A 12468-nucleotide genomic window follows, 5' to 3' on the forward strand; every position below is an offset into this window, starting at 1 on the left:
CGGCCCCAAGCCCATGCCTGTCGACGTCGTGTTCCTCGAGCCCTCGTTCCCCCGCAACCAGCGGGAGTTTGCGCGCGCGCTGCATGCCGTCGGCGCCCGCGTCACCGGGATCGGCGAGCGGCCCAAGGACTACCTCGACGACGACATGCGCGAGTGGCTGACCCACTACGAGCAGGTCAGCAACGTGACCAGCGTCGCCCAGGTCGAGCAGGCGGTCCGCCGGATCCAGAGCCGCGTCCGCGTTGACCGTCTCGAGGCCACGGTCGAGGCCCACGTCATGTGCGCGGCCAAGGTCCGCGAGGCCTGCGGGATCCCGGGCACCAGCGTCCAGACAACTTTCTTGTGTCGCGACAAGCCGGCCATGAAGGACGTCCTGCGCGAGGTCGGGGTGCCCTGCGCCCAGTCGATCGGCTCCGACGACCCGGCGCAGATCGAGGACTTCGCCAAGCGCGTCGGCTTTCCGGTCATCGTCAAGCCGCGCGACGCCGCGGGGGCGGCCGCGACCTACCGCTGTGACGACCTCGCCTCGCTCCATGCGGCGCTGGCCGAGGTCGGGGTCCAAAGCGGCCACAGCGTCGCGGTCGAGGAATTCATCGAGGGCCACGAGGGCTTTTGGGACACGCTGACGATCGGCGGCACCGTCGTCCACGAATTCATCTGCCACTACTACCCGACGGTGCTCGAGGCCATGCGCGCGCGCTGGATCAGCCCGCAGTTCATCTGCACCAACGAGGTCGACACGGTCCCGAGCTACGCCGAGGTCAAGAAGATGGGCCGCGAGGTCATCGGCGCGCTCGGGGTCGACACCAGCGCGACCCACATGGAGTGGTTCTTCGGGCCCAAGGGGCTCAAGTTCAGCGAGATCGCCTGCCGTCCACCCGGCGTCGGCGCCTGGGATCTCTACGGCATCGCCAACGACGTCGACATCTACCGCGAGTGGGCCGAGGCGGTGGTCTGGCGCACGCACAAGCAGCGGCTCTCGCGTCGCTTCTCGACCGGGATCATCGCCCTGCGTCCCGACCGTGACGGCCGCGTGCTCAGCTACGAGGGCGTCGCCGAGATCGAGCGGGCGTTCGGCGAGTGGATCATCGACGCCCACCTGCCGCCCGAGGGCACGCCGACCCAGCCAGTCTCGGGCGGCTACATGGCCAACGCCTGGCTGCGCATGAAACACCCCAACTATCACGAGCTGCGCCGGATGCTCGACGTCGTCGGCGAGACGATCCGCGTCCACGCGGGCTGAGAGGCGTGATGACGGCAGCAACTACTCGAGGCCCGCGCGACGTCGTGCTGCTCGGCGCCCAGCGCTTTGACTCGACCCTCGGCTCGGTCGTGCGCGGGATCGCCTGCGAGGGACCGATCGCAATTATCACGGCCGGCTGGCGCGAGCGCGAGGACGAGGACGGGGAGCTCCGCGCCCACCTCGAATGTGAGACCGTCAACCTCAACCTCTACCAGCGCGCGTCGGATGTGTGGCGGCGGGATCCGGAGCTTCGCCAGGCTCACCGGGCCAAGCAGACCACGCTGCGCCACAAGCAGGACTTCTACCGCATCCGCCTCGAGTACGAGCTCGAGGCCAACCACGTGATTCGCCAGCGCCGGGCGCCGCCCGAGATCCTCGCCGAAGAGGAGGCCGCGTCGTTGGCCGCGGTCCGGATCCTCGACGCCTACCACCTCGATCAGATCCGCCAGCTCCACGAGAAGTTCGAGGCCGAAGTCGGCCTGGCAACGCGGCCGGTCGTGGCTGAGCACCGCGAACAGCTCGCCGAGCAGCTCGCCGGGTGCAAGGGCATCGCGATCGCCGGGGGCCACGTCGCCTCGATGCTCAACCGCATGCGCCTGTTCGGGCTCCGCGAGCTGATCGACGATCAGGCGATCTTCGCGTGGTCGGGCGGCGGCATGGTCGCGAGCGATCGGGTCGTGCTGTTCCACGACTCGCCCCCGCAGGGCCCCGGCGCCTCGGAGGTCCTCGACGCCGGCCTCGGCCTCGTGTCCGACATCGTCATGCTCCCGCACCCCGAGACCCGCCTGCGCCTCGACGACGCCGCCCGCGTCAGCCTGCTCGCGCGCCGCTTCGACCCCGCCGCGTGCCTGGCCTTGTTCGCGGGCGCCCACGTCCACGTCCACGACGGCGCCGTGGTCGGGGCGTCGACCGTCGAGCGCCTCGCAACCGACGGCAGCCACACCCCCTTCGAGGTCGCGTCGTGACCACGCAGCTGCGAGCGCTGTTGGCCAGCGCGGGCGAGGATATCCGCGAGCAGCTCGACGCGTGGGTGAAGGCGCGCAGCTTCCCGCTGGTCGAGGGCAAGAGCGCGACCTTCGTGTGGCGCGGCGAGGCCGACGAGGTCCGCCTGCGGCACTTCATCTTCGGGCTCGAGACCTCGCAGCCGCTCGAGCGGATCGACGGCACGGATCTGTGGCACCTCGAGGTCGAGATCCCGCCGCGCTCGCGGGTCGAGTACAAGTTCGAGGTTCGCCGCGGTGACCACAACAAGTGGATCCGCGATCCGCTCAACCCCCACCTCGCCCGCGACCCCTTCGGCGCCAACTCGGTCCTGCAGGGCGCCGGCTACGAGATCCCCGACTGGACCCGCCACGATCCCAAGGCCCGGCCCGGGACGCTCGAGGCCCTCACGATCGCGAGCGAGGCCTTCGGTCAGCCCCGTCACTGCAAGGTCTACCTGCCCGCGCGCTTTCGACGAACCCGCCGCTACCCCCTGCTGGTCGTCCACGACGGGTCCGACTATCTCAATTATGCGGGCATGAAGATCGTGCTCGACAACCTGATCGAGCGGCTCGAGATCCCCCCGCTGATCGCGGTGTTCGCCGACTCGCCCGATCGCCTCCACGACTACGCCAACGACGAGCGTCACGCTCGCTTCGTGACCGAGGAGCTGGCCCCGCGGATCAGCAGCGCGCTGCCGATCCTCGACACGCCCGCGAGCCGCTGCCTGATGGGCGCGAGCTTCGGCGGCGTCGCGGCGCTCTCGACCGCGGTCCGCTATCCGAATTACTGGGGGCGCCTGCTGCTCCAGTCGGGCTCGTTCGCGTTCACCGACATCGGCCACCAGCACCACCGCGGCGCGCTCTTCGACCCCGTGGTCCGGTTCATGAACGCGTTCCGCGAGGCCCCAACGGCGGTCAGCGAGCGGGTGTTCGTCAGCTGCGGCGTGTACGAGTCGCTGATCTACGAGAACCGCTCGCTGGTCCCGCTGCTCGACGAGACCGGCATGCAGGTGCGCTTCGTCGAGGCCCGCGACGGTCACAACTGGGAGAACTGGCGCGACCGCACCCGCGAGGGCCTGTCGTGGCTGTTCCGCGGGCCCTTGATGATGATCTACGAGTGACGAACCCGAGCACGAGCTGAGCAGAGCGAACCATGGCAGAGATCACCCGCAAGATTGGGCTTTCACTCGGCGCCGACCTGTGCTGGCCGGCTTGCTACGAGGCGATCATGCGCCAGCTGGATCTGCGGATTCCGCTTGGCGGTGACACCCTGCGCTTCGAGGTCGAGCGGGTGATGATCGAGCCCTTCGATCTGCGCCAGCCCTGCTCCTACGACCTCGTCATCGACCGCCTGACGCACTGGTACAACACCTCGCGCGAGTGGATCAAAAAGGCCGTGATCATGAATGGCCTGTACGTGTTCAACAACCCGTGGACCGTGCAGTCGATGGAGAAGCACACCGCCTACTGCGCGATGATGCAGCTCGGCATGCCCGTGCCCGACACCTGGATGTTTCCGCCAAAGGCCTACGCGACCAAAAACCCCGATCTTCAGCCGACCCTGCAGCGCTACGCCAAGCTCTTCGACATCGGCCGGCTCGGGCCCCGGCTCGGCTACCCGGCCTTCGTCAAGCCCTACGACGGCGGCGGCTGGAGGTCGGTGCGCAAGGTCGACGACGAGGCCAGCCTCCGCGAGGCCTACGAGGACAGCGGCGCCGAGGTCATGCACGTTCAGGCCGGGATCGTGCCCTACGACGGCTTCGTGCGCAGCATCGGCTTTGGCCCCCAAGTTCTGCACGTCAGCTACGACCCCGACGCGCCGCTTCACGATCGCTATTGTCAGCGTCACGACGGCTCGATCGCGGCCGCCGACCTCGAGGTCCTGCGCAAGATCACCTTGACGATCAACAGCTTCTTTGGCTGGGAGCTCAACAGCTGCGAGTCGCTGCGGCGCGACGGCGTCTGGCACCCGATGGACTTCGCCAACGCCTGCCCGGACTCGCAGGTCACCAGCTTGCATCGCCACTTTCCGTGGCTGGTCAAGGCCTACGTCCGCTGGAGCGTGTACTGTGCCGCGACCAAGCGGCCGATGCGGCAAAACCCCGACTGGGCGCCCTACTACGCGATCGCCCGGAGCGATCGCAGCTACGAGGACAAGCTCGACGCCTACGCCGCGATCGCCGACGAGCGGCTCGAGACGGCGCGCTTCGAGGCCTTCTGCGCCGAGCACCTGACCGAGCTCGACGCCGTCGCCCACGAGTTTTTTGGCTCGACCGAGGCCCGCGACGCGATCCGGCAGAAGGTCGCCGCGTTGTTTCCCGCCCACGAGATCGAGGAATTCACCGAGCTGTTCTGGCAGCGAATCCAGGCCTGGCGACGCGAGGGCGACTGACCCAATCTCTGAGGGGGTCGGGCCCTGGGCCCGAGCCCGGAGACATGAAAATGTTCAAGAAATCCACCTGGTACTCGGAGCGAATGCAGCGCGAGGCGACCCTCGCGCGCTGGGGATTCAACGGGCAGCCCGTGCTGGTGTTCCCGACCGCGGGCGGCGACGCCGAGGAGATCGAGCGCTTCTTGCTGATCCGCGCGCTCGAGCCGCTGATCGCGGCGGGCCGGATCAAGGTCTATTCGTGCGACAGCACCGCCGGTCACGCGATGATGGTTCAAGAGGGCACGCCCGGCCACCGGATGTGGCTGCTCAATCAATTCCATCAATACGTGCGCCACGAGGTCGTGCCTGCGATCCGGATGGACTGCAACAGTGAGGACATTGGCGTGTGGACGACGGGGGCGTCGATCGGGGCCTTTCACGCGGTCGCGGTCTTGTGCAGGTGGCCGAACGTGTTTCACCGGGCGCTGGGGATGAGCGGGACCTGGAACATCTTGCGCTTCTTTGGGACCGAGGAATTTAGCGAGGACTACTTCGTGGCGTCGCCGCTGCAATTCGTGCCGACGCTCGCGGGCGTTCACCTCGACGAGCTGCGCAAGCGCTTCGTGCTGCTCGCGTCAGGGGCCGGCCGGGCCGAGGACATGGGCGAGAGCTGGGCGATGGCGCGGGCGCTCGGGGCCCAGGGCGTGCCGAACCGAGTCGACCCGTGGGGCGAAGACTGGCACCACGACTGGCCGACCTGGCGCAACATGCTGCCCAAGTACCTCGACGAGTGGACGAGCTAGCAGCCCGGGGTGCAATGCATCGTGTCGCCTCGCGCCGGAATTTGCGCCGAGGGCGCGAAGCCAAAACGCCGCTGTACCGGGCGTACTGCAAGTTTTGGCGACAAAGCCCTCGGCGAAAAGGCCAAGCGAGGCGCCGCGAGGCATTGCACCCCGGGCTGCTAGCCCTGAATCAAGCGCTGCGCGCTCGACTCAGGCCTTCTAATCTTCAAGGGGCCTTTCGAAAAGGCCCCTCGCTGCGGCGGCAAAGCCCCCTCCGCTCACCCCAAACGCTCGCCTTGCGGCTCGTACTAGCCCTAAATCATTCAGCTTTTTAAATTCAGCGCTTGATTTAGGGCTAGCAGCCCGTGGTGCAATGACGAACATCGCGTCGGTCTCGGCGTCGCAGCTGTCGGCGCGGGCGAGGATCCGGCTCGCGCGAGCGGCTGCCCTCGAGCTCCCACAGTCCGACCCCGGTACCGGCCGACCTGGCCCAGGTCTACCGAGTAACCAAAAGGAAACGGGGAGGTGTTGACGGCACCGTCCCCGTTGAGCCTCGGCGGAGCGAGCTGTGAAGGACGCCGAGAGCTCCTCGGAACCCGTTCAGTTCGACCTCGACGTCTGGGCGAAACTCGCAGGCGTCGATCGGCATCGTTGTCTCACTGTCAAGAAGTCGAGTTCAGGGGAGGGGACAAGCAGCCGCGCAGCTCCTGCTCGAGCGCCTCGGGGTCGGGAAACTGCCCGCTCTCGATGATCACTTCGAGTCGTGAGTCCCTGCGATAGCCGCTCGGTGTGACCTCTTCGACCCCGCCGGCGAAGTTGAAGCCGCGCCAGCCCTCGGTTGTTCTCAGGACCGCTTTGGTTCGCCGAGCGCCGGGTAGCCTCGCCAGCCTTCGTAGCCAGGACAAGACGCGCTTCGCGTCGAACAACAACCCCGGCCAGCAGACCCAGCCGATCGTCGACGCGGCTGAAGCCTGGTGAGTCATCTGCACGATCGGACGCGCTTCGTTACACCTGACATCGGGTTCGGCATCGTGGGCGTGGTGTTCGTGATCGTGATCGTGTTCGTGATCATGATCGTGATCGTGATCAGCGTGCTCGTGCAGATCGCTGGCCTCGTGTCGATGACCTCGGCGCCGAACGGCGGCTTCGCGTTGGGAGACGAGATCCAAGAGCGCGGGCGACATCGTCCCGGAGTCGACACGCCCAACGAATCGCTTGGATGGGAAGAGGCTCCGCGCCCAGGAGTCGAAGGCCTGGAGTCGCTCTGGGCTCGCAAGGTCGCTGCGACTGGCAAGCAAGACGTCGGCGGCGTCGACCTGATCCCGGACCTCTTCTTGGAGAAGATCCTCATCGAGGCTACCGGGGTCGAGCAGACACACAACGGACCGCACGTCAACAGACTCGCGGATCCCCTTACGGTCGAGCGTATCCAGGATCCCGGAGAGCGCCGCGAGCCCGGTTGGCTCGATCAGCAGCCGATCGGGGCGACGCTGAAGCAGGAGCACGAGCGACACCTCGAACATGAACCCGGCGCTGCAGCAGATGCAGCCGCCCGCGACCTCCCGGAGCTCGACGCCGGGGCGTCCGCCCGGCTCTTCGCTGCTCTCGAGCAAGGCGGCGTCCAGACCAACGAGCCCGTACTCGTTGATGAGCACGGCCCACCGCTCGTCAGGCGGCCGGTGCTGGAGCAGGTGGTTGATCGTCGTTGTCTTCCCGACCCCAAGAGGACCCGCGATGAGGTTGACCGGGATGCGCTTGCGCACGCGCTTAGTCATCGCGGAGCCTCGCTCAGACGGCGAAGACAGTCCGGGCACTCTCCGCGAAGCTGGACCATGGCCTTTTGGATTGATGCCGCCCAGGGCCCCTGCATCGCCATCGACGCCGTGAGCTCCGCCGGCAGGCAGGTGACGCGACCGCAGTCCTCGCAGACGAAGTGGGGGTGTTGGTGGCCATCGTCGTGGGCCTGCGCGAGCGCGTAACGGTTGATGCCGTCTGCGCGGCTGACCACCGGGGCGAGCCCAGCGTCCCTCAGCTTCACGAGGTTTCGGTAGATCGTCGCGGGATCCCAGTCCGTCTCGCCGAGGCGCTGGAGCACCTCTGTGTGCGAGAGCGGGTCTTGGGCCTCGGCGAGGACGCGCAGCACGGCGAGCCGCGGAGAGGTCACGCGGAGCGCGCTCTCGTGCAGCAGCTGTCGTGCCTCGTCCTTGGTGATGCTCATGACGGCGCTCAGGCGCAACGAGAGGGTCGGTGTTGAGAGGCTATCCGAGATGACTTGCACTTGCAATACGCTTGCGTATAGGTTAGTGCGCAATTCAATTGCATAAGCATTTTGCTTGCGCAAATGATCCACGGAGCCGCTCATGTCGCCCACCCCACTTCGCCGCCTCGTTGGCACTCGAACCTGCCTGGTCGCCTCATTGCTGATCGCGCCCACATTCAGCGTCGGTTGCGCCGATGACGACACCACCGCCGATTCGGCGTGTGGTGGTCACGGTGAACTGCACGGTGACCATTGCCACTGTGACCCCGGCTTCGAGCTCTCGAGCGACGAGCTGTCGTGTGTCCCCGAGCAAGATGCAGAGGGAGGCGCGCCCGACGACGAGGCTGGCGACGGCCACGACGATGGTGACGACGGCCACGACGATGGTGACGACGCCCACGACGATGGTGACGACGCCGGAGATGAGGAGGAGTTCGGCTTCTCCCCTTCGAATGTTTGGGCCGCGACCGGCACAGCAGACGACGACACGCAAGTCTGGGTGCTCGAGGCCTCGGATGGCGACGCGGTGCTGACCCTCGAGATCTACGAAGCGTTCGGAGGCCCGACCTCGCCCGCCGTCGTCGACATCACCGAGGCGGAGACGAACTACGCCACCTGCGGTACGTGCCTGATTCTGCAGACCGGCTGCGTCGCCCACGAAGACCATTTCGATTGCGAGCGCACCTTCATGCCACGCGCCGAAGGTCAGGTGCACCTTCACGTGCTCGGAGCGAACGCCGGCGAACAATTCGCCGGTGAGTTGCTCGACCTCGTCTTCCAGGAAGTGAGCATTGGCGAGGATTTGCAGACCGAGCCCGTCGCCGATGGGGAGCTTCTCGACCTCGACGCATGGGCCTTCGACGTCCAACTCGACGCGCTCGGCGGAGCGCAAGAGGAGTGCGGCGGTCACGGCCACCTGCACGACGGGCACTGCCACTGCGACCCGGGCTACGAGCTCGACCCCGAGGACCCGACGCAGTGCATTCCCGAGTGAGCCAGACGAGGAACTCAATGACCCTGAATCAGCAAACAAGCCCTGCTCCGCGCCTCCCCGTCACCGTCCTTTCGGGCTTCTTGGGGGCCGGGAAGACCACGCTCCTCAACCAGGTGCTCAACAACCGGGAGGGCCGTCGCGTCGCGGTGATCGTCAACGACATGAGTGAGGTCAACATCGACGCGGCGCTCGTCGAACGCGGCGGCGCCGAGCTCAGCCGGACCGAAGAGAAGCTGGTCGAAATGTCGAACGGGTGCATCTGCTGCACCCTGCGCGACGACCTCTTGGCGGAGGTCTCTCGGCTCGCCCAGGAGGGCCGCTTCGACTACCTGCTGATTGAGTCCACCGGCATCTCGGAGCCCATCCCGGTGGCCCAGACCTTCACCTTCGAGGACGAGAGCGGGGTGAGCCTGAGTCAGGTGGCGCGCCTCGATACGATGGTCACGGTCGTCGACGTCGCGAGCTTCTTGCGAGACTACAACGCGGCCGAGGCCCTCAAAGAACGCGGTGAGTCGCTGGGCGAGGGGGACCACCGCACCGTCACCGACCTGCTCATCGACCAGATCGAGTTCGCCGACGTCATCGTGCTCAACAAGCTCGATCTTGTCAGCAATGACCGGACCCTGGAGGTCGAGGCCATCGTCAAGGCGCTGAACCCCGGCGCGAAGATCCTGATGGCGACGCGGGGGCAGGTGCCGCTCGACTGCGTCCTCGACACGGGCCTGTTCGACTACGACAAGGCGGCGAGCTCCGCCGGGTGGATTCGAGAGTTGCAGGGCGAGCACACGCCCGAGACGGAGGAGTACGGGATCTCGAGCTTCACCTACCGGACGTCGCAGCCCTTCGACGCGGACAAGCTGTGGGCCTTTTTGCATGAAGACGACAACTGGCGCGGCGTGCTCCGCTCCAAGGGCTTCTTTTGGGTCGCGGCGAGCCACCAGGTGGCCTACGAGTGGGCGCAGGCCGGCGGCGTCAGCAACGTCAACCCCGCCGGGATGTGGTGGGCGGCGGTGCCCCGTGAGCACTGGGGGCACCCGGAAGGACATCGCCCCGACCAACAGCCCAGCTGGCACCCTCGCTTCGGCGACCGCGTGCAGCAGCTCGTGTTCATCGGGCAGAAGATGGACGAGGCGAGGATGCGAGCTCGGCTCGACGCGTGCCTCCTCGACGAAGCCCTGGCCTCCGCCGACAGCCGGGCCTGGGCGCAGCTCGAGAACCCCTTCCCGGAGCTGCGCATGGCCGACGAGGGCCTCCAGTGAAGCACAAGCGCTCCGGTCGAGGACACCGGACACGGCTCGTTGGCCGCCTCAGCCGAGCAGCTTGACGGCGAAGGTGTTGATCGCTTCGGAGCGGTCGCGAGCAGTCTCTGCGCCGTACCCGAGCCCAAGCCCGAGAGCGACGCTCGAGAAGCGGAGTCCATACCGCCTCAGGGGAACGGCTGCTCGCACCCTCGGGTTCGCTCTGTCTACCGGAGCGCGTCCGTGAGCGCGGCCGCGAGCACGGCCGCGACCCGCTCACACGCGCTCGCGACCACCTGCATCGGCTCGAAGGGGGTCCAGGCCTCGACGACCAGGTCCCGCCGGACCTCGAGGCACACGACCTGGCCCGGGTAGCGCGTCGACCAGCCGTGGGCGAGGGTGCTCGGGTGGAGGTTGTAGGTCTCGTTGGCCGTCGGCGTGAACCCGGCCGCGGCGAAGTCGGCGAGCAGTCGAGCCTCGACGCCCGGGGGCGCGAGCAGCTGGCCGTCGGCGTCGCGGGTCAGGAGGTCGAGCTGGGCCCGCAGCGGCCAGCTGTCGTGGCGCTCGGGCGCGCAGGCCCAGCGCAGCTTGGTGACGATGTCGTCGTCGATCGCCTCGACGCCGAGCGAGCGAGGCCCGTAGCTGTGGGGGACCAGCGCGAGCCCGCCGGCCTCGCACACGACCGCGAACGCCCGCCGAGCCGCGTCGACGTAGCTACGATGGAGCTCGAGCAGCAGCGCGCGGTCGCCCTCGTCGCGCACGTAGCTGGGGATCCCCGGGGTCAGGGCGCCCTCGTCGAGGCGCCCGCCTTCGTAGTCCGACGGCCGGTTGCAGTCGACGAAGGTCCGCGGGACCAGGCTGCGCAGGACCACAGCCGAGCGCGTCGGCGCGGCCGCGACGACTGCCTGGGCCGTCGCGCGACCGTAGGCCCACGCGCCGACGTCGGTGTTGAGGTTGAAGAACAAGTGGAGGTCGTCGGGCAGGTCCCCGCGCAGGCGCCCCCGTAGCGCGTCGTAGTGGCGCCGCTCGTCGGCGCCATGGGGAACTTCGACGAGCAGGTCGGGCGCGGCCTCGGGATCCGCGGCCGCGCCTCGGATCAGCTCGACGTCGACGACGTCCGCCACACAGGTCGGCAAGCTCGCGGTCACGCCCGAGGTTCTACCGAACTGGACAACCTCGGGCACCGGTTTTTGGTAACCTCGCCTCACCTTGAACAACACCCCGCTGCTCGTCCTCGCCGGTGGCAAAGGTTCCCGGCTCGCGCCGCTGACTTGCCATCGTGCCAAGCCCGCGGTGCCCTTCGCCGGCCGCTACCGGATCGTCGACTTCGTGCTGTCCAACGTGGTCAACTCGGGCTATCGTCGCATCTACCTGCTGACGCAGTTCATGGCCTCGAGCCTGATCAAGCACATCAGCCGCAACTGGCACCTCCACGGCATCCAGGAGTTCATCGAGATCGTCCCGGCGCAGATGCGCATGGGCCCATCTTGGTATTTGGGCACCGCTGACGCCGTGTGGCAAAACGCGAATTTACTGCACGAGTCGCGCAGCGCCCACGTCGGCGTGTTCAGCGGCGATCACGTCTACAAGTTCGCGATCGATCAGATGCAAGACGTCCACGAGGCCAGCGGCGCAGATCTGACGATCGCGGGCTGGCCGGTGCCGATCGAGGAGGCTCACCAGTTCGGCGTCATGGAGGTCGACATGAGCGGGCGCCTCGTCGGCTTCGAGGAGAAGCCCAAGCACCCGCGCTCGATGCCCGACGACCCCACGCGCGCGCTGGTCAGCATGGGCAACTACTTCTTCCGCCGCGACGCGCTGATCGACGTCCTCGCCGTCGACGCCGAAGACGGCAGCTCGGCCCACGACTTCGGCAAGAACATCATCCCGCGGATGCTCCGCGAGGGCGCGCAGATCCAGGTCTACGACTTCGGCACCAACCTCGTGCCCGGCGAGCGCGACGGCACGCTCCCCTACTGGCGCGACGTCGGCACGATCGAGGGCTACTTCACGGCCAACATGGAGGTCCGCAGCTCGCTGCCTGCGGTCAACCTCTACAACCGGCTGTGGCGGATCCGCACCGCGCAGCGCGACTACCCGCCCGCGCGCCTCGTCCGGCACTCGCCCAAGCACCCGGTCAGCGCCGCGGTCGACTCACTGATCTGCGAGGGCACGATCGTGTCGAGCAGCAGCCTCGACCAGGTCATGCTCGGCTACGACTCCTTCGTCCACCCCGGCTGCGAGCTCGAAGACAGCGTGGTGTTCTCGGGCTGCGACATCGGCGAGGGCGCTCGGCTCAAGCGGGTCCTGCTCGACAAGAACTGCGCGGTCGAGGCCGGAACCGAGATCGGCTGGGACACCGCGGCCGACCGCGAGCGCTTCCCCTTTGTCAGCGAGTCGGGCATCGTCGTGCTGCCCAAGGGCACGGTCGTCCCGCGCGAGGGGCCGATCCGGCTGGCCTTCGACATGGCCGAGCTGATGCAGCGCGACCCCGACACCAAGCCGATCATGGCCAAGTTCGAGGGCCGCTACGAGCTCCTCGATCGCGCCCGCCACAGCCACCAATCGTCGGGGCCCCGCTACAAAGATCGATAGCC

The 12468-nt window shown here is 67.5% G+C and carries 12 protein-coding genes; 8 read left to right on the top strand and 4 right to left on the bottom strand.

Annotated elements, in window-relative coordinates; all coding sequences use genetic code 11:
- The first annotated feature begins 13 nt into the window (after positions 1–13).
- From ENSA5_RS09720 to ENSA5_RS09735, 5 genes are read left to right on the top strand one after another with little or no spacing between them, the layout of a single operon-like run.
- Complete coding sequence (locus tag ENSA5_RS09720; RefSeq protein ID WP_106391351.1) at positions 14–1243, top strand: ATP-grasp domain-containing protein; 1230 nt, start codon at positions 14–16, stop codon at positions 1241–1243.
- Positions 1244–1251: 8 nt separating this feature from the next.
- The gene (locus ENSA5_RS38885) at positions 1252–2208 is read left to right on the top strand and encodes a type 1 glutamine amidotransferase family protein (protein ID WP_219906758.1); all 957 of its coding nucleotides are present in this window, start codon (positions 1252–1254) and stop codon (positions 2206–2208) included.
- On the top strand, positions 2205–3347 hold the full coding sequence (locus tag ENSA5_RS09725; protein WP_219906759.1) for an alpha/beta hydrolase-fold protein: 1143 nt from the start codon (positions 2205–2207) through the stop codon (positions 3345–3347). Before ENSA5_RS38885 ends, ENSA5_RS09725 begins: the two co-directional genes overlap by 4 nt.
- Before the next feature lie 32 nt (positions 3348–3379).
- The gene (locus ENSA5_RS09730; protein ID WP_106391353.1) at positions 3380–4618 is read left to right on the top strand and encodes an ATP-grasp domain-containing protein; all 1239 of its coding nucleotides are present in this window, start codon (positions 3380–3382) and stop codon (positions 4616–4618) included.
- A 50-nt stretch (positions 4619–4668) separates the two neighbouring features.
- Positions 4669–5400: an esterase family protein gene (locus ENSA5_RS09735; RefSeq protein WP_106391408.1), complete on the top strand. Its 732-nt coding sequence runs from the start codon at positions 4669–4671 to the stop codon at positions 5398–5400.
- Positions 5401–6041: 641 nt separating this feature from the next.
- On the opposite strand, the gene ENSA5_RS09740 is transcribed toward ENSA5_RS09735, so the two are convergent.
- The 3 genes from ENSA5_RS09740 to ENSA5_RS37360 all read right to left on the bottom strand — a co-directional run bounded on the left by ENSA5_RS09740 (position 6042) and on the right by ENSA5_RS37360 (position 8132).
- Entirely contained in the window at positions 6042–7154 is a 1113-nt protein-coding gene (locus ENSA5_RS09740) for a CobW family GTP-binding protein (RefSeq protein ID WP_106391354.1), read from the bottom strand.
- Complete coding sequence (locus tag ENSA5_RS09745; protein ID WP_181197576.1) at positions 7151–7597, bottom strand: Fur family transcriptional regulator; 447 nt, start codon at positions 7595–7597, stop codon at positions 7151–7153. Before ENSA5_RS09745 ends, ENSA5_RS09740 begins: the two co-directional genes overlap by 4 nt.
- Positions 7598–7793: 196 nt before the next feature.
- Complete coding sequence (locus ENSA5_RS37360) at positions 7794–8132, bottom strand: hypothetical protein (RefSeq protein ID WP_181197577.1); 339 nt, start codon at positions 8130–8132, stop codon at positions 7794–7796.
- 6 nt (positions 8133–8138) lie between these two features.
- On the opposite strand from ENSA5_RS37360, the gene ENSA5_RS37365 reads away from it, so the two are divergent.
- On the top strand, positions 8139–8633 hold the full coding sequence (locus ENSA5_RS37365; protein ID WP_181197578.1) for a hypothetical protein: 495 nt from the start codon (positions 8139–8141) through the stop codon (positions 8631–8633).
- Between the two features lie 17 nt (positions 8634–8650).
- Entirely contained in the window at positions 8651–9892 is a 1242-nt protein-coding gene (gene zigA, locus ENSA5_RS09755; protein ID WP_106391357.1) for a zinc metallochaperone GTPase ZigA, read from the top strand.
- Between the two features lie 206 nt (positions 9893–10098).
- Here zigA and ENSA5_RS09760 read toward each other — a convergent pair whose 3' ends face one another.
- A complete protein-coding gene (locus ENSA5_RS09760; RefSeq protein WP_106391358.1) occupies positions 10099–11019 on the bottom strand; it encodes an N-formylglutamate amidohydrolase in 921 nt (306 codons plus the stop codon).
- Between the two features lie 61 nt (positions 11020–11080).
- On the opposite strand from ENSA5_RS09760, the gene ENSA5_RS09765 reads away from it, so the two are divergent.
- Complete coding sequence (locus ENSA5_RS09765) at positions 11081–12466, top strand: glucose-1-phosphate adenylyltransferase (RefSeq protein ID WP_106391359.1); 1386 nt, start codon at positions 11081–11083, stop codon at positions 12464–12466.
- Positions 12467–12468 lie beyond the last annotated feature (2 nt).

This window comes from Enhygromyxa salina, assembly GCF_002994615.1.
GTDB lineage: Bacteria > Myxococcota_A > Polyangia > Nannocystales > Nannocystaceae > Plesiocystis > Plesiocystis salina_A.